Origin of the sequence: Streptomyces sp. NPDC001832, from assembly GCF_040297265.1 — a bacterium.
Taxonomy (GTDB): Bacteria; Actinomycetota; Actinomycetes; order Streptomycetales; family Streptomycetaceae; genus Streptomyces.
Genome location: NZ_JBEOYU010000066.1, coordinates 1 through 23,291 on the forward strand (window position 1 = coordinate 1; position 23,291 = coordinate 23,291).

18 protein-coding genes and 2 pseudogenes are annotated in these 23,291 nt (G+C 69.3%); 12 read left to right on the forward strand and 8 right to left on the reverse strand.

All coding sequences use genetic code 11. The features are described from left to right. Positions 1–222: 222 nt before the first annotated feature. Positions 223–990, reverse strand: a complete 768-nt coding sequence (locus ABT115_RS29610; protein ID WP_351796191.1) for an SDR family NAD(P)-dependent oxidoreductase — start codon at positions 988–990, stop codon at positions 223–225. Positions 991–1,684: 694 nt separating this feature from the next. Here ABT115_RS29610 and pcaDC point away from each other — a divergent pair. The 3 genes from pcaDC to ABT115_RS29625 are packed head-to-tail and all read left to right on the forward strand — an operon-like array spanning position 1,685 to position 4,457. Then, positions 1,685–2,962, forward strand: a complete 1,278-nt coding sequence (gene pcaDC / locus ABT115_RS29615) for a bifunctional 3-oxoadipate enol-lactonase/4-carboxymuconolactone decarboxylase PcaDC (RefSeq protein ID WP_351796194.1) — start codon at positions 1,685–1,687, stop codon at positions 2,960–2,962. A 13-nt stretch (positions 2,963–2,975) separates the two neighbouring features. Next, entirely contained in the window at positions 2,976–3,632 is a 657-nt protein-coding gene (locus ABT115_RS29620) for an MBL fold metallo-hydrolase (protein ID WP_351796197.1), read from the forward strand. Between the two features lie 45 nt (positions 3,633–3,677). Next, positions 3,678–4,457 carry an exodeoxyribonuclease III gene (locus ABT115_RS29625; protein ID WP_351796199.1) on the forward strand — a complete coding sequence of 260 codons (780 nt, stop codon included), beginning with the start codon at positions 3,678–3,680 and terminating at the stop codon, positions 4,455–4,457. 135 nt (positions 4,458–4,592) lie between these two features. On the opposite strand, the gene ABT115_RS29630 is transcribed toward ABT115_RS29625, so the two are convergent. After that, positions 4,593–5,771, reverse strand: a complete 1,179-nt coding sequence (locus ABT115_RS29630; protein ID WP_351796202.1) for a Cmx/CmrA family chloramphenicol efflux MFS transporter — start codon at positions 5,769–5,771, stop codon at positions 4,593–4,595. 592 nt (positions 5,772–6,363) lie between these two features. Between ABT115_RS29630 and ABT115_RS29635 the strand changes: the two genes are divergently transcribed. The 5 genes from ABT115_RS29635 (at position 6,364) to ABT115_RS29655 (ending at position 10,126) form a co-directional block, all read left to right on the forward strand. Continuing rightward, a complete protein-coding gene (locus ABT115_RS29635) occupies positions 6,364–6,804 on the forward strand; it encodes a DUF6278 family protein (RefSeq protein WP_351796205.1) in 441 nt (146 codons plus the stop codon). Between the two features lie 123 nt (positions 6,805–6,927). Next, positions 6,928–7,671 (forward strand): amino acid ABC transporter ATP-binding protein, encoded by a 744-nt coding sequence (locus ABT115_RS29640; RefSeq protein WP_351796237.1) that lies wholly within the window; start codon positions 6,928–6,930, stop codon positions 7,669–7,671. A 14-nt stretch (positions 7,672–7,685) separates the two neighbouring features. Next, a complete protein-coding gene (locus tag ABT115_RS29645; protein ID WP_351796208.1) occupies positions 7,686–8,597 on the forward strand; it encodes a glutamate ABC transporter substrate-binding protein in 912 nt (303 codons plus the stop codon). Between the two features lie 15 nt (positions 8,598–8,612). Then, positions 8,613–9,257, forward strand: coding sequence for an amino acid ABC transporter permease (locus tag ABT115_RS29650; protein WP_351796211.1), 645 nt, complete (start codon positions 8,613–8,615; stop codon positions 9,255–9,257). Then, positions 9,254–10,126 carry an amino acid ABC transporter permease gene (locus tag ABT115_RS29655; RefSeq protein WP_351796214.1) on the forward strand — a complete coding sequence of 291 codons (873 nt, stop codon included), beginning with the start codon at positions 9,254–9,256 and terminating at the stop codon, positions 10,124–10,126. Before ABT115_RS29650 ends, ABT115_RS29655 begins: the two co-directional genes overlap by 4 nt. An 84-nt stretch (positions 10,127–10,210) precedes the next feature. On the opposite strand, the gene ABT115_RS29660 is transcribed toward ABT115_RS29655, so the two are convergent. The 4 genes and pseudogenes from ABT115_RS29660 to ABT115_RS29675 all read right to left on the reverse strand — a co-directional run bounded on the left by ABT115_RS29660 (position 10,211) and on the right by ABT115_RS29675 (position 14,573). After that, positions 10,211–12,394: an MGH1-like glycoside hydrolase domain-containing protein gene (locus ABT115_RS29660; RefSeq protein WP_351796217.1), complete on the reverse strand. Its 2,184-nt coding sequence runs from the start codon at positions 12,392–12,394 to the stop codon at positions 10,211–10,213. Then, positions 12,391–12,852, reverse strand: coding sequence for a Beta-galactosidase C-terminal domain (locus tag ABT115_RS29665; RefSeq protein ID WP_351796219.1), 462 nt, complete (start codon positions 12,850–12,852; stop codon positions 12,391–12,393). The genes ABT115_RS29660 and ABT115_RS29665 overlap by 4 nt, the downstream gene beginning before the upstream one ends. A gap of 102 nt (positions 12,853–12,954) precedes the next feature. Beyond that, positions 12,955–13,155: pseudogene (locus tag ABT115_RS29670) on the reverse strand (IS200/IS605 family transposase); the annotation flags it as partial. A 149-nt stretch (positions 13,156–13,304) separates the two neighbouring features. Further along, positions 13,305–14,573: an MFS transporter gene (locus tag ABT115_RS29675; protein WP_351796222.1), complete on the reverse strand. Its 1,269-nt coding sequence runs from the start codon at positions 14,571–14,573 to the stop codon at positions 13,305–13,307. A 133-nt stretch (positions 14,574–14,706) separates the two neighbouring features. Between ABT115_RS29675 and ABT115_RS29680 the strand changes: the two genes are divergently transcribed. Beyond that, on the forward strand, positions 14,707–15,642 hold the full coding sequence (locus ABT115_RS29680; RefSeq protein ID WP_351796225.1) for a LysR family transcriptional regulator: 936 nt from the start codon (positions 14,707–14,709) through the stop codon (positions 15,640–15,642). An 80-nt stretch (positions 15,643–15,722) separates the two neighbouring features. On the opposite strand, the gene ABT115_RS29685 is transcribed toward ABT115_RS29680, so the two are convergent. Further along, positions 15,723–15,902, reverse strand: coding sequence for a hypothetical protein (locus ABT115_RS29685; protein ID WP_351796228.1), 180 nt, complete (start codon positions 15,900–15,902; stop codon positions 15,723–15,725). Positions 15,903–15,984: 82 nt separating this feature from the next. Between ABT115_RS29685 and ABT115_RS29690 the strand changes: the two genes are divergently transcribed. The 3 genes from ABT115_RS29690 (at position 15,985) to ggt (ending at position 22,911) form a co-directional block, all read left to right on the forward strand. Next, positions 15,985–19,380 (forward strand): S8 family serine peptidase, encoded by a 3,396-nt coding sequence (locus ABT115_RS29690; RefSeq protein WP_351796231.1) that lies wholly within the window; start codon positions 15,985–15,987, stop codon positions 19,378–19,380. A gap of 162 nt (positions 19,381–19,542) precedes the next feature. Further along, on the forward strand, positions 19,543–21,000 hold the full coding sequence (gene murJ, locus ABT115_RS29695; RefSeq protein ID WP_351796240.1) for a murein biosynthesis integral membrane protein MurJ: 1,458 nt from the start codon (positions 19,543–19,545) through the stop codon (positions 20,998–21,000). 102 nt (positions 21,001–21,102) lie between these two features. Continuing rightward, entirely contained in the window at positions 21,103–22,911 is a 1,809-nt protein-coding gene (ggt, locus tag ABT115_RS29700; RefSeq protein WP_351796234.1) for a gamma-glutamyltransferase, read from the forward strand. An 89-nt stretch (positions 22,912–23,000) separates the two neighbouring features. Here the strand turns inward: ggt and ABT115_RS29705 are convergent. Continuing rightward, positions 23,001–23,191: pseudogene (locus ABT115_RS29705) on the reverse strand (type I methionyl aminopeptidase); the annotation flags it as partial. Between the last annotated feature and the right edge of the window lie 100 nt (positions 23,192–23,291).

Consider the following 23,291-nt stretch of genomic DNA (forward strand, 5'->3'; position numbering starts at 1 on the left):
GGAAGCGTCAGAACTCCCATCATCGCAGGTCAGCAGGCACCTCTTCTTGATTCCTTATCCACAGGACGCGGGTCACTCGGTGGATCGAGGCTTAGCCGCATGAGGTGTCTTTCCACGCCATAGCCGTGGGAGAGGTTGAGGGTGTCTGGCGGGCGGCAGGTTAGTGATTGGGTCAGCAGGCGCCGCCGCCGAGGCCGACACGGCCTGCGCCGACCTCGCGATTCACGAGCTCGGGAACAGGGGGCCGCCCGCCATGAGGCCACCGTCGGCCACGAGGATGTGCCCGGTGATGTAGCTCGCCCTGTCCGAACCCAGGAACTGGACGGCCTCGGCGATCTCCTCCGGGGTACCCGCCCGGTGCATGGGCAGTACCGAATCGACCGCGGCACGAGCCGTGTCGTCGCCGGTGAACCGCTCGTACATAGCAGTCCGGGTGTAGCCGGGCGCGACCGCGTTGACCCGGATGCCGTGAGCGGCCCCTTCGAGTGCGGCCGCCTTGGTGATGCCGACGACGGCGTGCTTGCTCCCGACGTACAAGGTCGCCCCGGGATAACCCATCAGGCCGAAGTTGGAGCTGACGTTGACAATGCTGCCGCCGCCCTGTTCCCTCATGACCCGGAACTCATGCTTCAGGCACAGCAGCGTTCCCTTGACGTTGGTGTCGAAGGTGGCCTGGTAAGCCTCGTCGGTCACCTCGGTGACCGGGGCGGGTGTTCCCTCGGTGCCGGCGTTGTTGAAGGCGACATCGATCCGCCCGAACCGCGCCACCGCACGGTCGACGAGGTCCTTCACATCGACTTCGGAGCGGACGTCGGCACGCACGAACTCGACCGGGGCGCCGAGTTCGGCCAGCTCCCCGACAAGCTGCTCGCCCACGTCCTCGTGGCGGCCGGAGACCACAAGGTTCACGCCTTGACGGGCGTAAGCGAAGGCGGTGGCGCGGCCGATGCCGGTAAGCGCGCCCGTGATGAGGGCAACGGGATCAGACATGTCGAGGGTCCTTCCTGCAACCACCCGGGTGAACTAGGGGCAAGCGGTTCGGAGCCCGCACGACACCGGGTTCCTCTTCGTACCGGGGCGTACCCCCGGTACGCCCGCAAGGAAGGTGTCCCAGCCGAGCGACAGCCGCATCGGACCTGACCGCCGCCATCCATCGAACGGCGGCACTCGATGACCCGTATGGCCCACAAGACGGCGGCCGGGACAGACGACCCGAAAGCTCGTACGGAATTCCCGCCAGCGGCTTTCCCTCCAGAGGAACGATGTACTGCTCAGAACGCACGAACGGTGCTGCACGCGTCGTGCAGCACCGTGCCGCCCGGCTCATCGATCCATAGAAGCCAATGGCTCGGCAGTACCGGCTCTCGGTGCCGCCGCCTGGCTGGTCGCCTGCGATCGCTGTTCACCTGCGACAGGACGTCCGCGGGCAACCCGCCACGGGTGTAGACGACACGACACAGCGGGGTCACGCGCGCCAGCATCTCCTGTGAACCAGCGCCCGCCATGGAGGTCGAAAGCGCTCGTAGGACCCGCTGTCGCCACGGTCACGAGTACACGCCGGCGAACTCGTACCCGGACCTTCGGGGGTTCCGACAGTGCCGCACCTGTCGTAGCGAGAGGAACAAAAACCGCTAGGTTCGACCCGGTCATGTGAGATCCCGTGAGAGATGAGAGGGTCAGACGGGTGAGCGAGACACCACCGAACACCCTGCAATACCGCTTTGACGGGCCAGAAGACGCACCGGTCCTTGTGCTGGGTCCCTTCCTCGGTACCACATGGCACATGTGGGACCGGCAGATACCGGAGCTCACCCAGCACTGGAGAGTCTTCCGCTTCGACCTCCCCGGCCACGGCGGCGCTCCCGCCCACCCCGCGACAGCCGTCAGTGAACTCTCCGACCGGCTGCTCGCCACCCTCGACGGCCTCGGCGTCCAGCGCTTCGGGTACGCGGGCTGCTCCATCGGCGGCGCGATCGGCGCCGACCTCGCGCTGCGCCATCCGCACCGGGTCGCGTCGCTGGCCCTGGTCGCCGCCTCGCCCCGGTTCGGCAGCGCCGACGAGTTCCGCCAGCGCGGGGTGGTGGTCCGTACCAATGGCCTGGAGCCGATGGCCCGCACCGCACCGGAGCGCTGGTTCACCCCCGGCTTCGCCGCCGCGCAGCCCGCCATCGTCGATTGGGCTGTCCAGATGGTCCGCGCCACCGATCCCGGCTGCTACATCGCCGCCTGCGAAGCCCTCGCCGCCTTCGACATCCGCGGCGAACTCGGCCGCATTACCGCGCCGACCCTCGTCCTGGTCGGCGCCGAGGACCGGGTCACCGGACCGGGCGACGCCCGCACCCTGGTCGCGGGCATACCGGACGCCCGGCTCGCCCTTGTCCCCGGCGCCTCCCACCTCGCCCCGGTCGAGCAGCCCGGAGCCGTCACCGATCTGCTCCTCACCCACTTCTCCACGGCCTGGCAGGACACCCTCGCCGCCATCCCCGTCCCGCCCCACGGCCCGCAGCTCTCTGCCCCTGTGCTGCCCGTCGCGGAGATCACCGCCGCCCCACCGCAGCCCGAGACCGGGACCACCGGACGCGCCGACCCGTACGAACCCGGCATGAAGATACGCCGCGAGGTGCTGGGCGACACCCATGTGGAACGGACCATGGCCGCCTCCGACGACTTCACCGACGACTTCCAGGAACTGGTCACGCGCTATGCCTGGGGAGAGGTCTGGGCCCGGGAGGGCCTGGACCGCCGCACCCGCAGCTGTGTCACGCTCACCGCGCTGGTCGCCTCCGGCCGTCCGGAGAGCCTGGCCGCCCATGTCAGGGCCGCATTGCGCAACGGTCTCACCCCGGCCGAGATCAAGGAGGTGCTGATGCAGACCGCCGTGTACTGCGGCGTACCGGCCGCGAGCGCCGCCTTCTCGATCGCCCAGACCGTGATTCAGGAAGAAACGACGCCCCGCCCGTAGCAGGATGGGGCTCATGAACGCCGTGAACCCCGTGCACCTGACACTGACCAAGAAGACGCACTCCTGCATCCGTCTGGAGAAGGACGGGCGGACGCTCGTCATCGACCCGGGCGGCTTCTCGGAGCAGGACGCCGCCGTCGGCGCCGACGCGTTGCTGGTGACGCACGAGCACCTCGACCATTTCAACGAGGGGCGGCTGCGCGCAGGCATGGAGGCCAACCCGGCCGCCGAGATCTGGACCCTGCGCGCCGTCGCCGACCAGCTCTCCGCGGCCTTCCCGGGCCGTGTCCACACCGTCGGCCACGGCGACACCTTCTCCGCGGCGGGCTTCGACGTACAGGTGCACGGCGAGCTGCACGCGGTGATCCACCCGGACATTCCGCGGATCACCAACATCGGCTTCCTGGTGGACGGCTCGCTCTTCCACCCGGGCGACGCGCTCACCGTCCCCGAGCAGCCGGTCGACACGCTGATGCTCCCGGTGATGGCGCCCTGGAACAAGATCTCCGAGGTCATCGACTACGTCCGCGAGGTCGAACCACGCCGCGCCATCGACATCCACGACGCCCTGCTCACGGATCTCGCCCGCCCGATCTACGACACCCAGATCGGCAGCCTCGGCGGCACCGACCACGGCCGGCTGACCCCTGGGGATTCGACCGTCCTGTGACCGCCGATCCGGCGACTGTCGGTGGGAGCCGCTAGGTTTACGTACATGCGCATCGCCACCTGGAACGTCAATTCGATCACCGCTCGGCTCCCGAGGCTGCTGGCCTGGCTGGAGAGCACCGGCACGGATGTGGTGTGCATCCAGGAGACCAAGTGCACAGCCGAACAGTTCCCGGCGGACGAGCTCCGCGAACTCGGCTACGAGTCCGCCGTCAACGCCACCGGCCGGTGGAACGGCGTCGCGCTGGTCTCCCGGGCCGGCCTGTCCGATGTCGTCCAGGGACTGCCCGAAGGTCCCGAGTACGAGGGGGTGCAGGAGCCCCGGGCGATCTCCGCGACCTGTGGCCCGGTCCGCGTCTGGTCGGTGTACGTGCCCAACGGCCGCGAGATCGAGCACGCGCACTACGCGTACAAGCTGCGCTGGTTCGAGGCCCTGCAGAAGGCCGTTGCCGCGGACGCCGCGGGCTCGCAGCCCTTCGCGGTCCTGGGCGACTTCAACGTGGCCCCGACCGACGAGGACGTCTGGGATCCGGCGCTGTTCGAGGGCGCGACCCACGTCACCCCCGCCGAGCGCGCCGCCCTCGCCGCACTGCGCCAGGAGGGGCTGTCCGACGTCATGCCGCGCCCGCTCAAGTACGACCGCCCCTACACCTTCTGGGACTACCGGGAGCTGCGCTTCCCGAAGAACAAGGGCATGCGGATCGACCTCGTCTACGGCAACGCGCCCTTTGCCGCGGCGGTCAAGGACAGCTATGTGGACCGCGAGGAGCGCAAGGGCAAGGGCGCGTCGGACCACGCCCCGGTGGTCGTGGACCTCGACCTCTGACGCCTCGAACGCCGGCCGTCGTTGTCAGTGGTCGCCGATACGGTGGTCGATGTCCTTATCCCGCTTGCTGGCTGCTTGCTGTGACCAGGACAGCCCCGCCCGTTCAGCGCCGGGCGGGGCATCATCCACGGCCGGTCAGACCACAGGAATTCCGTCGCGGCTCCGGTCGGCGGCCCGGCGCATCTCAAGTGCCGCCCCGGCGGTGCCCAGTGCCAGGACCATCAGGAGTGCGCTCACCCACAGCGGGGCACGGAAGCCGAACCCCGCGTCGATCGCGAGACCGCCGAACCAGGGGCCGAGCGCGCCGCCCACATTGAACGCGGACGTGGCGAACGAGCCGGCCAGGGTCGGTGCGTCGGCCGCCAGCCGGAACACCCACGAGATCAGCGCCGTCCCGGTGCCGAAGGCGAGCATCCCCTGGACGAAGACGAGCATGATCGTGGCGAACGGGCTTTCCGCGCTCAGCGCGAACCCGGTCCAGCCGACGGCGAGCGAGACGAGGCCGGCCGTGGTGAGGGCGAGGGGCCGTGCGTCGACGAGCCGGCCCGCGACGGTGACCCCGACGAACGAGCCCAGGCCGAACAGCGCGAGCAGAGCGGGTACCCAGGCGGCACCGAGTCCGGTGACATGGGTTGCGAGCGGCTCGAAGTAGGAGAACGCGCAGAACGTCGCCCCTTGCACGAGGGCGCTCGTCATCAGGGTCAGCAGCAGTCGTGGACGGGCCAGGGCCCTCAGCTCGTCGCGTGCGGGTGCGGGGGTGGACTCCGGCCGTGCCCCCGGAATCGTCCTGGCGATCACGACGACAGCCGGTACGGAGACAAGGGCCACAGCCCAGAATGCCGACCTCCACCCCCAGTGCCCGCCCAGCGCCGCACCGGCGGGCACCCCGGCCACACAGGCGATGGTGACGCCCCCGACCACCACGGACGTGGCGCGCGCCCGGGCCTCGGGGCCGACCATGGAGACCGCGGTCACCAGGGCCACGGCCCAGAAACCGGCATTCGCCAGCGCCCCGACGACCCGCGTCGCGAGAAGCACCCCGTAGCTGGGGGTGAGTGCGCCGATGACATGGACGGCGCCGAAGGCACCGAGGAAGAACAACAGGGCACCGCGGCGCGGCCAGTTCCGGCTGAAGAGCGCCATCAACGGCGCCCCGACGACCATCCCGATCGCGAAGGCCGAGGTGAGCAGCCCCGCGGCCGGAATGGATACGTGGAGGTCGGCGGCGATGTCCGAGACCAGACCGGACAGCATGAATTCGGATGTGCCCTGGGCGAAGACGGCGAGCCCGAGCGCGTAGACAGCAAATGGCATGAAGGAACCCCATGGACGGCTGATGGATGGACCAGGCAGGGGGTGTGGACCGCGCCCACCCGTCATGACGAGTGGCAACACGGAAGAACATCCGGGGTCTTCATGGACGGGAGTCGACAGCTCGGTAGGCGCCGGAGCCGGAGAATCTGCGCACGAGCGCATAAAGGGAAGACGCGGCCCACACTGCGGTGGTCCTGCGGCGGCAGCCAGGCGACAGCGATTTCACGACCGGTACTCGGCCGTGCGGGATCACCTCGACAGCGGATCAGCCACCGGCGGACCAGTGGCTAGTCTCTGTCGGACTCGGGGCTGGACATGATCGCGAAGCTACCAGCTCGGATGTCCTCGCTTCCACCAATTTTCCGCCGGATGACCGGAGCACTGGGTCACCGGCACGTTTCGGGACGCCTGGTGCGGCGTGCGGAACTCCGCCCGGCCGCGTCCGGCGGCCGGGAAGGGGGACCGAGACTGTGTTGCCCGGGCGGTTGCGGGCGGTGCGCGCGGCCGGGGTGCTCGCGTCCGGTTCATCAGCCGAACGACAGGCCGCGCGCCCTGTGGTGCGTATCACGCCAGGGATGCGACCCTGAGTGGTATGAACATCCCCTTCCTGGGCACTTGGCGTAAGCGTCACGACGGTACGCGAGGGGCGGGGCTCTCAGCCGCCGTCACGGCTGATCCCGAGGGCGTGGCCGAGCTCCTCGCCGAGTGCGAGCTGCTGCGTGTCCGGGCGGGGCAGCGGGGGCTCGAACTCGACGACAGCCCGGCCTCGTTGGCGGCTCTCGACCAGCTGCCGCCGCGCTGGCGCGACGACCCCGAGGAACTGCCCTGGCTGGGCAACGACGCGGGGCTGTACCTGGGCACGGTCCTGGTGCGCAACGTCCCCGGTGCGGTCTGGAACATCTGGCCGAGCGGGCAGCCATTGGTCCGGCTTGCCTCGGGGCGGGAGATCGATGTGGTCGAGGCCGGGCTGGACTGGGCGATGGCGGGCAGCCCCGAGCTCTCGCAGGTCTACGCGGAGTCGGCCGAGGGGTAGAGCCTTCGCCGGACCACATAAAACGCCTTATGTCTCATTTGTGCGTGTCGGATGTTAAGTCCATTTTTGGGCTGGATAGTTTGCGGCTGACCTCGACATAGCGACAAGTGGGTGGGGCAGCGTATGGCCGTCAATCCGTTGATCGAGCTGCGGGACGTCAACAAGTTCTATGGACAGTTGCACGTACTGTGGGACATCAACCTCACCGTCGGTCGCGGGGAGGTGGTGGTGGTCATCGGTCCCTCCGGCTCCGGTAAATCAACGCTCTGCCGCACCATCAACCGGCTGGAGACGATCGAGTCAGGTCACATCGTGATCGACGGCAGGCCTCTTCCCGAGGAGGGGAAGGGACTGGCCCAGCTCCGGGCTGAAGTGGGCATGGTCTTCCAGTCGTTCAACCTGTTCGCGCACAAGACTGTGCTGGCCAATGTCTCGCTCGCCCAGCTCAAGGTCCGCAAGCGGAAGAAGGACGAGGCCGACCGGCGCTCCCGCGAGCTGCTGGAGCGGGTCGGTCTCGCCTCGCAGGCCGACAAGTTCCCCGCCCAGCTCTCCGGTGGCCAGCAGCAGCGGGTGGCCATCGCGCGCGCCCTCGCCATGGATCCCAAGGCGCTGCTCTTCGACGAGCCCACCTCGGCACTCGACCCGGAGATGATCAACGAGGTGCTCGAGGTCATGCAGCAGCTCGCCCGGGACGGCATGACCATGGTCGTCGTCACACACGAGATGGGCTTCGCCCGCTCCGCCGCCAACCGCGTGGTCTTCATGGCCGACGGCCGCGTCGTCGAGGACCGCACTCCCGAGGCGTTCTTCACCGCTCCGGAGAGTGACCGCGCCAAGGACTTCCTGTCCAAGATCCTCAAGCACTGACGGGGAGCAGCGCGTTGCGTACGAGAAGAGTTCTGGCCGCCTGCGCCGGTCTTCTGCTGGCCGTGCTCGCCGCCGGTTGCGGCAAGGAGGGCAGTCCGCCGGTGAAGGGCCCGAAGCCCGAGCAGCTGCCCGTGTACGAAGTCGACACCAGCTTCCGGCTGCCCGAATCACCGACCTGGAAGAAGGCGAAGAAGCGCGGATACCTCCGGGTCGGAGCCAAGGAGGACCAGCCCTATCTGGGCGAGAAGGACCCGGCCACCGGTGTCTACTCCGGCTTCGACATCGAGATCGCCGGGATGATGTCGGCCTCGCTCGGCTTCGCCCCGAAGACGATCCGCTTCAAGACCATCGCCTCCGCCAACCGCGAGACGGCGCTTCAGAACGGCCAGATCGACTACTACGTCGGCACCTACACCATCAACGACATGCGGAAGAAGCTCGTCGGCTTCGCCGGGCCCTACTTCATGGCCGGGCAGTCGCTGCTCGTCCGCACCGACGAGCACGACATCAACGGCCCGCAGGACCTGGCCGGCCGGACGGTCTGCTCGGCGGCCGGCTCGACCCCGTACCAGCGCATCGCCGCCGACTACCCGAAGGCGATCCTGGTCGCCTACGACACATACGCGATCTGCGTCGACAACCTGCTGACGTACCAGGTCGACGCCGTCACCACCGACGACGCGATCCTGCTGGGCTTCGCCGCCAAGGCGCCCAAGGCGCTGAAGGTGGTGGGCAAGCCGTTCTCCGAGGAGCCGTACGGCATCGGCGTTCCGCGCAGCGACAACGCGTTGCGGTTCGCCCTCGACGACGCCCTGGAGGCGAACGAGAAGAACGGCAACTGGAAGAAGGCGTTCGAGGCCACCCTCGGTCTGTCCGGTGCGCCCGCACCGACTCCGCCGCCCATCGACCGCTACCCGGCGAGCTGAGAGGTCGGGCCGGCCATGGACGTACTCACAGAGAACTTCTCGCTCTACGGCAAGGGCTTCCTCGGCACGGTCGAGCTGACCGTCTACTCCTCGGTCCTGGCCCTGCTCCTCGGCTTCGTCATGGCCTCCTTCCGGGTGGCGCCGGTCGGCTCGCTCCGGGCGCTCGGCACGGTCTGGGTGACGGTGCTGCGCAACACCCCGCTGACGCTGCTCTTCTTCGCCGTCCTGCTCGGACTGCCGCGTTTCGGCCTGGTACTTCCCTTCCAGGTCTTCGCGGTCCTCGCGCTCGGCTGCTACACCTCCGCGTTCATCTGCGAGGTGCTGCGCTCCGGCATCAACACCGTGCCGAGGGGGCAGGGCGAGGCGGCCCGCAGCCTCGGCATGACGTTCGGTCAGACGCTGAGCACCATCGTGCTGCCGCAGGCGTTCCGTTCGGTGATCCCGCCGATCGGCTCCACACTGATCGCCCTCGCCAAGAACTCGGCGATCGCCGGGGCGTTCAGCGTCACCGAGCTGCTCGGCACCTACAAGACGCTCAACGAGCTGGGCTACAGCATCATCTGGACTTTCGTCTGGATCGCCGTCGGCTACCTGATCATCACCCTGTCCATCAGTGCGCTCTTCACCGTGCTGGAGAAGCGCTGGGGAGTCGCCCGATGACCATCCGCACCGCGCCGTCCCCCACCGCGCTCTACGACATCCCTGGCCCGGTCACCCGCAAACGCCATCGCTTGTACGGAATCGTCTCGACGGCCCTGATCCTCGCCCTGGTCGCCTGGGTCATCCATCTGCTCTTCGACACCGAGCAGTTCACCAGCGTCAAATGGACACCCTTCACGTACAAGGGCATTCAGGAACTCCTCCTGCGCGGACTGGCCAACACGCTCAAGGCGTTCGGGATCGCCGCGGTGCTCTCCCTCACACTCGGGGCGGTGCTCGCCGTCGGTCGGCTCTCCGACCACCGGGTCGTGCGCTGGCTCTCGACGCTGCTGGTCGAGTTCTTCAGGGCCATGCCCGTACTGGTGATGATCTTCTTCATCTTCGTGGCGTTGAAGGTGCAGCCGCTGCCCGCGCTGGTCACCGGTCTGACCCTGTACAACGGTTCGGTGCTCGCCGAGGTGTTCCGTACCGGGATCAACTCGGTGGAGCGCGGCCAGCGCGAGGCCGCGTACGCCCTGGGGATGCGCAAGACGCAGGTCACCACGTTCGTACTGGCCCCGCAGGCGGTGCGTGCCATGCTGCCCACGATCATCAGCCAGCTGGTGGTGGCGCTGAAGGACACCTCGCTCGGCTATCTGATCACCTACGAGGAGTTCCTCCACGCGGGCAAGCTCATCGCGTCCAACCTCGACTACGATCTCCCCTTCATCCCTGTGGTGATGGTTATCTCGCCGATCTATATCGGGATGTGCATGCTGCTCTCCTGGTTCGCGACCTGGGTGGCCAAGCAGGAGCGGCGCAGCCCGAAGACGAAGGCCGTGGAAGTCGCACCGGCCGAACCAGGAACGCTGCTGCCGGAAGCGCCGTAGCCGGGGACCGTCGCGAAGCGGTCCCCGAGAAGCGGCGCCGCGTGTGCGGCGAACTGCGCCCGCCTGCCTCCTACTGCCGCGGAACTACTCCTCTCCTGACAGCATCGGCAGCAGCAGCGCCGCGGACCAGCTGAAGTTGGGCGAATTGAGCGGCCCGCCAGTAGTCGGGTCGTAGTTCTCCATGATCGGTCCGTTGCGCGCGAGGCCCGACGCTCGGGTGAGAAGCTGGTCCGTCAGAGCGTCCGCGTCCTTGCCGTAGCCGTAGCGGCGCAGGCCGCCGAGGGCGAAGTAGGCCTGGTCGAGCCAGACGGGGCCGCGCCAGTACGCGGTCGGCGAGAAGTAGGGGGAGCTCTTCGCCACGGTCGGGAACGGGACGGTGGTGGCGAACTCCTTCGGGTCCGTCAGATTGTCGCGCACGGCACGGGCCTGCGTCTCGGACGCTGCGCCGATCCACAGCGGGACCGCGCCTTCGATGCCGCGTCCGCGGGCGGTGAGCGGAGCGCCGGTGTCCAGCGCGGTGTCATGGAACCAGCCGTCCGCTGGGCTGTACATCTTCGTGCTGACGGCGGCGGACGTGGCGGCGGACCGCTGCTTCCACCGCTTGGCGTCGGCGCCGCCGCCCATCGCGCCGGCGATGCGCGCCAAGTAGCCCTGGTCGGCGGCGAGATAGGAGTTCAGGTCGACGGACTCCTGGTTGAGGGAGTAGCCGAGGAGCGTTCCGTCGGCCGCGTGGTTGGCGATGATGTCGGTGCCGAGGGCGGCGTCGAAGCGGGGCGCGTTGTCCATGCCGCTCTCCCAGGCCGCGGCAAGGCGTCGCTCCTCGGGCGAGTTGTTGGCGGGGTCCACGGTGGCGCCGTACTCGGCGAGCCCGTTGTGGTCGTGGTCGCGGTTGCGGTACCACCAGGCTTGGTAGGCGGCGAGTTTCGGGTACATCTCGCGCAGGAAGGCCTTGTCTCCGGTCTTTGCGTACACCTCCCAGACTGCCCAGGCGGCCAGTGGGGGCTTGGAGTTGCGCTCGTTCCAGTTGCCGCCGCCGCGCGAGGGGTCGTTGTAGAAGATGACGTCGGGGACCATCCCTGCATCCTGCGGGCGGGTTATGGAGTCCGGGTCCACCTGCCAGTCGAACACGGCGCGGATCTGCGACTCGGCGAGGTCGGGCGCGAAGCGTGCCGTGCCCACGGCCTGCTTCCAGGTGTCCCAGGCCCAGATGCCACCGGTGAACCACTTGTAGGAGATCGACGGTGTGATCCCGTCGTGTTTGATCTGCCCTGCCGCGCCACGCCAGTTGGTGACGAGCGTCTCCAGCGACTTCACGGCCGTGCGCCGCCGGTCCGTCGGCACGCCCTGGGTCACCCCGGCGACATAGCCCCGCCAGCGCGCGTCGGAGGAGGAGACGACGGCATCGGGGTGGGCGAGGACGTCACGGACCTTCGTCTTCTCCTTCGCACGCTCGGCGGCGGTGAAGGTGTAGGACTCGGTCCAGTCGAAGCTGTGCGAGCGGCCCGGCGCGAGGGTCACCGGTCTTGCGGTCTCGGTGCGGTACGTGTCGCCGTCCACCGTCGTGCGGACGGCGTCCTTGTGCGTGACCTCGAAGCGTTCCGTGCCGTCGGTGAGGTAGTCCCAGGTCTCGCGGACCTTCGCGAAGTCGACGCCGACACCGCAGCCGGTGGCGGTCAGCGAGGGCGCGTCGCGCATCGGACGGTCGGCGGGCCGCAGCAGGCTGCCCGTCCAGTCGGCGCCCAGGGTGCGGGGCGCCGGGCCGGTATTGCGGACCTCGGCCCGCACCAGGGCGCTGCGGTCGGTGGCGAAGCGGAGTTCGAGGGTCAGGCGCAGGCCACGGCCGAGGTCGTACGAGTGGAGGAGCCGGCCTGGGAGCGAGGTGTAGCGGGGCTCGCCTCCCCCGGCCAGGTCCAGGGGGTGGCCGTGTTCGGTGAGGCGGATACGACTGAAGGACTTGCTGAGCCACCACGGGTATTCCTGTGCGATGTAGAGGGGCCCGGAGAAGCCTCCGTACGCGTCCTTGTCACCGGTGTTCGGCAGGGCGTAGGCGTGCCAGGCGCCCTGGTCGGCGAAGACGGTGACGGGGTTGTTGTCCTCGTCGTCGCCGGGCAGGGCGGCGGTGGGAGTGCCGTGCAGGTCGAGGACGTCGGCGTACGAGGGCGGTGGTGGCATCGGGCGCCCGTGGGCGGAGGCCGTCTGCGGCACGGCGAGGGTGCCACAGGCGAGGAGGAGTGCGGTGAGGGCACTCAGGGGACGGTGTCCGGTCACGTGTGGGTCTCTCCCAGGGAATCGGTGGTGGCGATGCGCAGGACGGCGGCGCCGAGCGGGCCGAGGTCGACGTGGTCGCGGCCACAGGCCCCGGTGAGCAGGTCGGTGCCGCCGAACGCGTAGGGGCCGCTCAGTGGGGTCCGCGTGTGGTGGTCGTTGTGGTTGAGGACGAAGAGGTATGTGGCCTCCGCGCCACAGCGGATGGTCGCTTCGACTCCGCCGGGGACGTCGAGCACGGGGCGTACGCCCGCGGCGCGCAGCGCGTCGTCGAGCAGGGCTGCGATGCCGTCGCCGAGGTGGGCGCTCGCGTACCACGCCGTTCCGGTGCCGCAGGGGTGGCGGGTGACGGCGGGGTGGCCGGTCAGCTCTCCGGACGCGTATGAGTCGACGACCTCGGTGTATTTCTCCTCGGGGTTGAGCATGAGCAGCGGCCAGATGAAGCTGTTCCACTGCGCCATCCCTTTCTTCGGAGGGAATCCCCGCCTTCAGGCGGGGAGGGAATCCGATCCTGAGCCCTGCGGCGCGGAGCGCCGCAGCGTCGCTCCGGAATGCTGCCATGTTCAGGTGGGGCGTTTCTGGTTCTCGATGTAGTCCTTGACTACTTGGAGCGGTGCGCCGGCGCAGGATCCAACGAAGTAGGAGCCGGACCAGATGCGTCCGTGCAGGGTGGCCCGGTTTACGCGGCCGGTGAACTCGGCGCGCAGGTAGCGCGAGGAGACGCCCTTGAGACTGTTCACCAGGTGCGACAGGGCGACGTTCGGCAGACGGTGGTGACCGGGTGGGCGTGATAGCTGGTCGTGACGTGTGGGGGTATGGCTGGAAAAGGCCCCGTCGGCCCGTCGGCCGCAGTGAAGTACGTCGCCGATCTGGTGGAGGTCCCGGCCACCGAGGCGACGGCCGTGGCGGCCCGTCAGGCGCGGCTCGGTGCCGGCTCCGGCTCGGAGAGAGGAGCTGCCGCACGGCGGGGGAGCAGTAGCGGGGTCGCCAGCAGGAGCACGCCGGCAAGGCCGATGGCTGTACGCGGGCCGAGCAGGCCGCCCAGTACGCCCCAGACGGCCGTCAGGAGCGCGGTCGAGGCTTTGGTCGTCACCGCCCAGGCGGTCAGTGTGCGGGCGATCCGGTCGGTCGCGGTGTGCTCGAGGCGGTAGGTGGCGCAGACCGGGTTGAAGACCCCACAGCAGAAGATGAGCCCGAGTTCGACGCCGATGACCAGCAGCAGCCCTTCGGTGCCCGGCCCCAGGAAGGCCAGGCCGACGGGCCAGATCGCGCGCAGCGTTCCGGCCACGACCAGGACGTGGTGCTGCCCGAACCGGGTGACGAGCGGTCGGGCCAGCCGCGAACCGAGCAGCCCGCCGATCGCGGGCGCGGCGAAGGCGAGGCCGTACTGCCACGGTGCGAACCCGAGTCGGCCGAGCATCAGGACGGCTAGCAGTGGCTGGGCGGCCATCACCAGGCCGTTGAACAAGGCTGTGTTGAAGAACAGCGGACGCAGCGTCGCGTCGGCGAGGATGTACCGCCAGCCGTCGAGCAGGTCCCCGGCCCGCATGCGCGCGGCCTCCCGGCGCTCGGGCCGCGGCTCGTGCCCGCCCATCGCGCGGATGCCCAGGGCCGAGAGAAGGTAGCTGACCGCGTCGGCGACCACCGTTGCCACCGGACCGAGGAGCCCGATCGCCGCGCCGCCCAGCGGCGGTCCGATGATCGAGGTCGTCCAGGCCGTGGACTCGAACCGGGCGTTGGCGACAAGCAGGTCCTCGGCCGGCAGCAGCGTCTTCAGGTACGCGCCGGAGGCGGAGCGGAAGGTGATGTCGGCCGCCGCGACGACGACCGAGACCAGCAGGAGCTGAAGGAAGGTGAGCACGCCGAGCGCGAACGCGGCGGGGATCGTCAGCAGCGCCGCGAACCGCACCAGGTCCATCGCGATCAGCACGGGCTGCTTGCGGCGGAACTCCACCCAAGGGCCGAGCGGCACCGCCACGGCCGCGCCCACCGCCGACCCTACGGAGGAGAGCGCGGCGACCTCGGCCGGTCCGGCGTGCAGCACCTGGATGGCGATCAGCGGGAACGCGCCGAAGGCGAGCCAGGTGCCGAGCGCGCTGGTCCCGTACGCTCCCCAGAGCCACCCGAACCGCCGCCCCAGCCGATGCCCGAGCAGATGTCCCAGCCGGTGCCCGCTCCTCATGCCCGACGCCCCTCGCCACTCACCCGCACAACCGATCCGCGATCGGAAGTATCAAAGCGAGCACCAGACCCAGGGATCAAACAACCGCAGAGCCGTCGGTCACAACCAACAGTTGTGCCCATAGGGTATCGGGATGGACCTCGACACCGTCCGCACCTTCGTCGCCGCCGCCGACGCGGGACAGTTCCAGGTGGCCGCCGCCGAGCTGGCGGTCACCCAGCAGGCAGTCTCCAAGCGCATCGCCGCGCTGGAGCGCAACCTCGGCGTGCGGCTGTTCACCCGCACCGCGCGCGGCGCCGAGCTCACCATCGACGGGCAGGCGTTCCTGCCCCACGCGCGCGAGCTGGTGCGCGTCGCCGAGCGCGCGGTCGCGTCCGTGCGCACCGGCCGCCGTCCGCTGCGCGTCGACGTGATCAACTCGCGCGGCGCGGCGTCGGGCCTGATGCGCGACTTCCACCGCGCGCACCCCGAGATCGAGCTCGACGTGCTGTGGCTGTTCGACATCGAGACGGCCGTCGCCGCCATTCGGTCCGGTGCGATCGACGCGTCCTTCCGCGCCGTCGCCATGCCCGGCCGGCCCCTTCCCGAGGACGTCGAGTCCGTCCAGGTGCTCGACGAGCCGCTCCAACTCCTCACCGGCCCCGCCCACGCGCTGTCGCGCGCCCGGTCGGTGACCGTCGCTCAGCTCGCCGGGCACCGGATCTGGATGCCCGGCATCGTCCCCGGTACCGAGTGGGCCGCCTACTACGACGACCTCGTCGCCGAGTTTGGCCTCACCATCGAGGCGACCGGCCCCAACTTCGGCTCCGACGCGCTCCTCGACACCGTCGCCGACACCCCGGCCCTGGCCACCTTCATGGGCGCGCAGACCCGCCTCGTCTGGCCCACCGGTCACGGCCTGCGCCGCATCCCGGTGACCGACCCGACGCCCGTTTACCCGCACTCGCTCCTCTGGCACCGCGACAACCTCCACCCAGCGCTGGCCACTCTCCGCGCCCACCTCGCCGCCACAATGGCCGGCCACGACGCCGCCGGGACCTGGGCGCCGAGCTGGGTGATCCCAAGCTGAACGCCGCTGTCGCGAACTCTTGGAGACGAGGCGGTCAGCGTGTGGGTGGGACGAACTCGGGCTGCACAGCCGGCAAGCATTCACGCGGTGAAACCCGTCCGCTCACCACCTTGGCGGACGGCGAGCTCGGCGGAGCCCTCGGACAGCTGTGGATAAGCCTTCGCCGCAGCCGCCCATACCGGCATGGGTGACGAAGCGTCCGCCTGCTCCAGGATCGCCTGACCGCGTGACGGAAACCCGTCACGCGGGAAACCCGCCACGCGCGGCATCCCTACGTGATCCGTATGTCTGCCAGGATGCGGCCGCAGCATGGCATGTCCACGGCGTCACGTAGGGAGACTCATGCGTCCCATAACGCGTATAGCCTTAGGCGCAGCGACCGCCGCCGTCCTGGCTGTCACAGCGGTCACGCCTTCCGGGGCGGCGGATACGCCGCCTGATGGTGCCTCAGGGAAGAGACCCGTCATCGGCAGCGAAAAGAGCAAGGCCCAGAGCGGCAAGCAGGTGACGGTCACGCTCGTCACCGGTGACAAGGTGCTGGTGACCACGGACGCCTCGGGCCGCAGCTCGGCGGCCGTGCTGCCCCGCGAGGACGGCACTCAACCGATGGCCCAAACCTATCAGATGGGTAAGGACCTCTACGTCTACCCGGAGGAGGCCTCCCAGGCGATCGCCGAGGGCAAGGTCGACGAGCAACTGTTCAATGTCACTGGGCTCATCCGTCAGGGATACGACGACACACACACCGACACGCTGCCGCTCATAGCCACATACCAGAACGGTGTGAACATTACCGGCAGCGCGCCGGCGGCCCCTCGCGGGGCCGAGCGTGGTCTGAGTCTCCCGGCTGTGGGCGGTGTCGCACTCAAGGCCGACAAGGACGCTGCCGCCACCTTCTGGCAGGACGTCACCAACAGCCGCTCACGCTCTGCCTCCACCCTGAAGAAGCTGTGGCTGGACGGCAAGGTCGAGACCACACTGGACCGGTCCACCGTGCAGGTGCACGCGCCGGAGGCCTGGGCGGCCGGCTACGACGGCAAGGGCACCAAGGTCGCCGTGCTGGACACGGGCGTGGACGCCGAGCACCCGGACCTGGCGGGCCGGGTCGCCGCGTCCAAGAACTTCACCGACTCCCCGAGCGTCAACGACCGGCAGGGGCACGGCACCCACACCGCGTCCACGGTCGGCGGGTCGGGAGCGGCCAGTGACGGCAAGAAGAAGGGCGTCGCCCCCGGGACGGACCTGCTCATCGGCAAGGTCCTCAGCGACTACGGTTACGGCCAGGCGTCCTGGATCATCTCGGGTATGCAGTGGGCCGTCGACCAGAAGGCCGATGTCGTCTCCATGAGCCTCGGCAGCTCCGATGTCGGCGACTGCACCGACCCGATGGCCCAGGCCACGCAGGAGCTGTCGAAGAACACGCACACCCTGTTCGTCATCGCCGCCGGCAATATGGGGTCGGGCATCGAGACCGTCTCCTCGCCCGGGTGTGTGCCCGGCGTGCTGACCGTCGGTGCCGTCGACCGCGATGACAGCACCGCGTGGTTCTCCAGCCGGGGGCCCGTAGCGGTCACCCACACCCTCAAGCCCGAGATCGCCGCCCCCGGCGTCGGCATCTCGGCGGCCAGTGCGGGCGGCCGCGGCGTCTATGCCTACCGGTCGATGTCGGGCACCTCCATGGCCACCCCGCATGTCGCGGGCGCTGCGGCTGTCGTCCGCCAGGCGCACCCGGACTGGACCGCGCAGCAGGTCAAGGCCGCCCTGGTCTCCTCCTCCCGCACCAGCGGCAAGGTCGCCGGCGCCGACCAGACCGGTGGTGGGGTACTTGACGTGTTCGCCGCGGTGAACCAGAAGACGCTCTCCGCGCCCGCCGTCCAGGCCGGCAACTACGCCTGGCCGCAGGACGCGTCGGACCGTGACACCGTGCAGGTGCCCTTCACCAACACCGGCAGCAGCGACCTGACTCTGAACCTGAAGGTCAGCGGTGTGCACGGCAATGACGGCAGCGACATCAAATCCGGCGTCCTCAAGCTGGACGAGGGCAAGGTGACGGTCCCCGCGGGGGCCACCGGCCAGGTGCCGCTGAGGGTTGACCCCACCGCCCATCTGAAGGCCGCCCAGTATGGCGCCGTCACGGGCCGAATCCTCGCCACCAGCGGTGATGTGCACGTCTCCGTGCCCGTCACGCTCTACGTCGAGCCGGAGACGGTCACCCTCCGGGTCAAGGTCATCGACCGCAACGGCAAGCCCGCTAGTGGCTACACGTCCTCGCTGGACGTCGTCAGCCTCGACACCGACAAGGGCGAGCGCCGCAACAACCAGGGCGAGACCGAGCAGATGTACCGCGTGCGCCCGGGCGAATATGCCATCAGCAGTTTCGTGACGACGTATGACGCGGACAACGCGCCCGAATCGATCAGCTACCTCGCGAACCCGCAGCTGCGGATCACCGAGAACGCCACCGTCGTCCTCGACGCCCGCAAGGCGCATCAGCTGAGTCTGCGCACCGACCGGCCCTCGAAGGTGAGCAACACCACGTTCAGCTACGCCCGCACGTGGGATGACACCTGGCTGCTGAACGGATCGCTCATGGCCGGCAGCACTGTCCAGAAGTTCTACGCAGACGTGGACGGGCGCGCCCAGAAGGGCACCTTCGAGTTCCGGCCCACCTGGCGCGCGACCGGTTCCGAGGACGGCTCGCCGTACGTCTACAACGTGTCGTTCCCGGCCGAGGGGCCGCTGCACTCCGACCAGGTCTACCAGCCGAAGGACTCGAAGCTGGCCCAGGTCACCGAGACGTGGAACTCCATGGGCAAGGAGGCCGACTACATCGACGCGATGTTCCTCCGTCCTTCCTGGAGCAGCAACACTTTCATCCCCGTGAGCCCGTTCGGCCAGGTTCACGTGCCCGCCACCCGCACCGCCTACTACACGACCGGCGACGACGCCTGGTACCACGGCGCGATGAGCAGCTTCCCGTTCGCCGCGTTCATGGGCGACCAGGACCGCACCTACCAGGCCGGACAGCGGAGCGCCGAGGAGTGGTACGGCGGCCCCCTGCGGCCGGCCGCGCCGCGCGACGCCGACGGCAATCTGATGCTGGCCGCCGAGCGGCAGGGCAACCTGATCGGCATCCAGACCGCGTTCTGGGTCGACAGCTCCGGCGACCACTGGTCCTACGGTGGGTCCTTCGGCGACATCGGCAACCTGAGGCTGAAGCGCAACGGTGAGCAGATCGCCACCAGCGCCTGGCCGTATGCCGCGTTCAAGGTGCCGGACGAGGACTCCGCATACGAGCTCACCCAGAACCTGTTCAAGATTGACACTTCGGATAAGAACTGGCTGCGCTCCAGCGCTGTCACCACCACCTGGAGCTTCCGCTCCCACCTGGAGCCGGACGTCTACTCCCGCGGCCTGCCGATCCTCTTCCCGGCGTATGACCTTCCGGTGGACGGCATGAACACCCTGCCCGCGCAGAGCGGCATCAAGGTCGGCCTGTCGGTCGAGGGCCACGCCGGATACACCCCGGCCGCGATCACGGCGGCCTCGCTGTCCTACTCCTACGACGGCGGCACCACCTGGACCCAGGCGCCGACCGAGCAGCAGGACGGCAAGTGGACGGCCGTCCTCGACCACACCGGCGCCTCCGGCAAGCAGGTCACGCTGAAGGCCACCTTCACCGACGCCAACGGCAACGCGGTCACCCAGGCCATCACCCGCGCCTACGACGTCCGGTAAACCACTCAGTCCGGCCGGGCGCTCTCCCGCAACGGGGGGGCGCCCGGTCGCCCATCTGCTGCCCACACCTCCTGGGCCGGCTTGGTCCTGGACGCAGTGTCAGTAGTGCGGCAGACCGGCGCCTCCGCCGACCACCGCCGCGAGGTCCGTCCCAGCAACGCGCTGCAGTGGAAGATGATGCTCGACGCCGTCTTCGTCCCGGAGTTGGTGCGGGCAGCCAGGAACCATGCCGACGGCGGAGCCGCGTACACCGACCGGCTGCTCACCATCTGCACGATCGGGCTCCTCGCCCTCACCGCGCTCACGGTCGTCGGCGCCCCGTGGATCGTCTCGGTCTACGCCCCCGACTACCACGGCGAACAGGCCGATCTCACCATCGCACTGGCCCGCTACTGCCTGCCGCAGATCCTCTTCTACGGACTGTTCACCCTCCTCGGTCAAGTACTCAATGCCCGCGGCCGGTTCGGCGCGATGATGTGGACCCCGGTCCTCAACAACGTGGTGATCATGGCCGTGTTCGGGATCTATCTGGCCGTCGCGGCAGGATCCGACGGTACGTTGACCTCCGCGCAGGCCCAGTGGCTCGGCTGGGGGACCACCGCAGGGATCGCGGTGCAGACGCTCGCCCTGGTGCCCGCGCTGCGCGCCGCGAAGTTCCGCTGGCGGCCCCGGTTCGACTGGCGCGGAAGCGGACTCACCCGGCCGCTGCGCGCGGCCGGCTGGCTCGTCATGCTCGTGCTGACCAACCAGATCGCCTACTGGGTGGTCACCCGGCTCGCCACCGCCACAGGTCAGCACGCCGTGGAACAGCATGTGCCGGGCGGCGTGGGCTACACCGCGTACAGCTACGCCTTTCAGCTGTGGGTGGTGCCGCACGGCATCGTGACCGTCTCGCTCGTCACCGCGTTGATGCCCCGGATGAGCCGGGCGGCGGCCGACAACGACCTGACCGGTGTGCGGCGCGATGTCTCGTACGCGCTGCGCACCTCGGCCGCGGTCGTGGTGCCCGCGGTGGCCCTGCTGTTCGCGCTGGCACCGTGGGTGATGGGGGCCGTGTACGGATACGGGCGCACCGGGGACGCGGACATTGCGGTGATGGCGGGGATGTTGATGGCCTTCGCGCCGGGGCTGATCGCCTACTCCGGGCAGTACGTGCTCTCTCGCGCGTACTACGCGATGAGTGACACCCGTACCCCGTTCTTCCTCAATCTGGTGATCGCGGCGCTCAACGCCGGACTCTCCGTTGCCGCGTATCTGCTGCTGCCGGTCCGCTGGGCCGTGACCGGGATGGCCGGGGCGTACTCGGTGGCGCTGTTCGCGGGCTTCGCCGTCACCGCGTATGTGCTGCACCGCAGAGTCTCCGGCAGCGATGCCGCCCGGCCCTCGCTGCTGCGTTCGCCGGGGCTGTGGGCGCAGCTCCGGCTGGTGGTGGCTTGCGTGCCCGCCGGGCTGCTGGGGTACTTGGCCGCTCGAACCTGCGAGGGGTCCGGGGACTTCGCCGCTGTGGGGGCGGGGGCTGTCGTGCTCCTGCTCACGGTCGCGCTGCTGGCACGGCCGCTCCGGCTGCGGGAGATCACTGCCATGATCGCGGCGGGCCGGGGGCGGCTGCGCCGGGCGTGAGCCCTGCCGCCCGCAGCGTGCGGCCTCCGTTTCCCGGCGGTCCTGACGTGGTGGACGGAGCGGCGATACCCTGCGGCGGACGATCCTTCACTGGAGGTGCGCATGCGACGTTCCGTGGCCCGGAATGTGTCGTTGCCCGTTGCTCTCGCCGCTGCCGTCACGATCGGGGCAGCAGCACCGTCCACGTCCGCACCACCGACCGCGCCACCCCCCAAGTCGCCTGTCGCGGTGGGGTACGGAGGTGCCGTCGCCAGCGTCGACGCGGATGCCTCGGCCGCCGGTATCGAGGTGCTCCGCAAGGGCGGCAACGCGGTGGACGCCGCGGTGGCGACCGCGGCGGCGCTCGGTGTCACCGAGCCCTACTCGTCAGGTCTCGGCGGTGGCGGCTACTTCGTCTACTACGACGCCAAGAAGCGCACCGTGCAGACGATCGACGGCCGGGAGACCGCACCGCGCAGCGCGAACTCCTCGCTGTTCCTGGAGAAAGGTAAACCGCTCGACTTCGCCGACGCTGTCACCAGCGGACTGAGCGTGGGCACCCCCGGCACCCCGGCCACCTGGGACACCGCGCTCGACGCCTGGGGCAGCAAACCGCTGCGGCAGGTGCTGAAGCCGGCCGAGCGGCTCGCCAGGGACGGCTTCGTCGTCGACAGCACGTTCCGCTCGCAGACCGAGGGGAATCAGGCAAGGTTCGCCGACTTCCCGGCGACCAGGAAGCTCTTCCTGCCGGGTGGTCAACTACCGGTGGTCGGCTCCGTCTTCAAGAACCCAGACCTGGCGCGTACATACGAACAGGTGGGCCGCAAGGGTATCGACGAGTTGTACAAGGGCGAGTTGGCCGACGACGTCGTACGGACCGTACGCAACCCGCCCGTGGACCCGAAGGCCACCCGGGTCGTGCGTCCCGGCGACCTCACGGCCAAGGACCTGCTGTCCTACCAGGTGCTGCGGCAGGCTCCGACGAAGGTCGGCTACCGCGGCCTCGATGTGTACGGCATGGCACCCTCCTCGTCCGGCGGTACGAGCGTCGGCGAGGCGCTCAACATCCTTGAGTCCACGGACCTTTCGAAGGCGAGTGAGGCGCAGTTTCTGCACCGCTACATCGAGGCGAGCCGGATCGCGTTCGCGGATCGTGGGCGATGGGTCGGCGACCCCGCGTTCGAGGACGTACCGGTGCAGGGGCTGCTCAGCCAGCGGTTCGCCGACTCGCGGGAATGCCTGATCAGGGACGACGCGGTGCTGACCAGCCCGCTGGCGCCGGGAGACCCCGGCCACCCGGCCGACTGCAAGGCCGACGGCACGGCCGCCCCGACGACGTACGAGGGGGAGAACACCACACATCTGACGACCGCCGACAAGTGGGGCAACGTCGTCGCGTACACCCTCTCGATCGAGCAGACCGGTGGCAGCGGCATCACCGTTCCGGGGCGTGGGTATCTGCTCAACAACGAGCTGACGGACTTCTCTTTCGCGCCTGCCAATCCTGCGGTCCACGACCCGAATCTGCCGGGTCCGGGCAAGCGTCCGCGTTCGTCCATGTCGCCGACGATCGTGCTGAAGCACGGTGAGCCGGTGCTGGCCCTGGGCTCACCGGGTGGCGCCACGATCATCACGAGCGTGCTGCAGTCGCTCATCGGCAAGGTCGACCGGGGGCTGCCGCTGGTCGACGCCATCGCGGCGCCGCGCGCCAGCCAGCGCAACTCGGCGACGACGGAGCTCGAACCGGGGCTGTGGAACAGCCCCGTGCGGGCGGAACTGGAGTCGCTGGGGCATGTCTTCAAGCTGAATCCCGAGATCGGGGCGACGACAGGTGTGCAGCGGTTGCCGGACGGACGGTGGCTGGCGGCTGCGGAGAAGGTGCGCCGGGGCGGAGGGTCGGCCATGGTCGTGAAGCCGAGCGGGCGGCCATGACGTTCCGGCAAGTACCGTAGATCACAACGCGGTCAGGATGCGCGGACCGTCGTCGGTGATCGCCACCGTGTGCTCGGCGTGCGCCGACCGCAGATCACGCCGGGAAACGGGGTGGGGGCGAAATGCGGCCGGTGGTTCAGGAACGGTGACCCGGCGCCCGCCTCGCGGAGGACCCCCGGCCCACCTCGTCGAGTTCACGCAACGAGACGCCGACCGCCGCCGCTTCCCGCACGGACGCCAGCAGCTGCGCGACGACCCGGCCGGGCCGGTCTCGCGCATCGCTTCGGTGACTCCTCCCCCCGGATGAATCCGGGGGGCTTCTCCTGTCGGTGGCTAGGCCACGTCGGGAAGGGCCAGCCCGGCCCTGAGTGCGACGTTCC

Coding starts and splice junctions, on each gene's coding strand:
- ABT115_RS29610 (WP_351796191.1), bottom strand. CDS start 990: ATGTCTGATCCCGTTGCCCTCATCACGGGCGCGCTTACCGGCATCGGC.
- ABT115_RS29620 (WP_351796197.1), top strand. CDS start 2,976: ATGAACGCCGTGAACCCCGTGCACCTGACACTGACCAAGAAGACGCAC.
- ABT115_RS29625 (WP_351796199.1), top strand. CDS start 3,678: ATGCGCATCGCCACCTGGAACGTCAATTCGATCACCGCTCGGCTCCCG.
- ABT115_RS29630 (WP_351796202.1), bottom strand. CDS start 5,771: ATGCCATTTGCTGTCTACGCGCTCGGGCTCGCCGTCTTCGCCCAGGGC.
- ABT115_RS29635 (WP_351796205.1), top strand. CDS start 6,364: ATGAACATCCCCTTCCTGGGCACTTGGCGTAAGCGTCACGACGGTACG.
- ABT115_RS29640 (WP_351796237.1), top strand. CDS start 6,928: ATGGCCGTCAATCCGTTGATCGAGCTGCGGGACGTCAACAAGTTCTAT.
- ABT115_RS29650 (WP_351796211.1), top strand. CDS start 8,613: ATGGACGTACTCACAGAGAACTTCTCGCTCTACGGCAAGGGCTTCCTC.
- ABT115_RS29655 (WP_351796214.1), top strand. CDS start 9,254: ATGACCATCCGCACCGCGCCGTCCCCCACCGCGCTCTACGACATCCCT.
- ABT115_RS29665 (WP_351796219.1), bottom strand. CDS start 12,852: ATGGCGCAGTGGAACAGCTTCATCTGGCCGCTGCTCATGCTCAACCCC.
- ABT115_RS29675 (WP_351796222.1), bottom strand. CDS start 14,573: ATGAGGAGCGGGCACCGGCTGGGACATCTGCTCGGGCATCGGCTGGGG.
- ABT115_RS29680 (WP_351796225.1), top strand. CDS start 14,707: ATGGACCTCGACACCGTCCGCACCTTCGTCGCCGCCGCCGACGCGGGA.
- ABT115_RS29690 (WP_351796231.1), top strand. CDS start 15,985: ATGCGTCCCATAACGCGTATAGCCTTAGGCGCAGCGACCGCCGCCGTC.
- ggt (WP_351796234.1), top strand. CDS start 21,103: ATGCGACGTTCCGTGGCCCGGAATGTGTCGTTGCCCGTTGCTCTCGCC.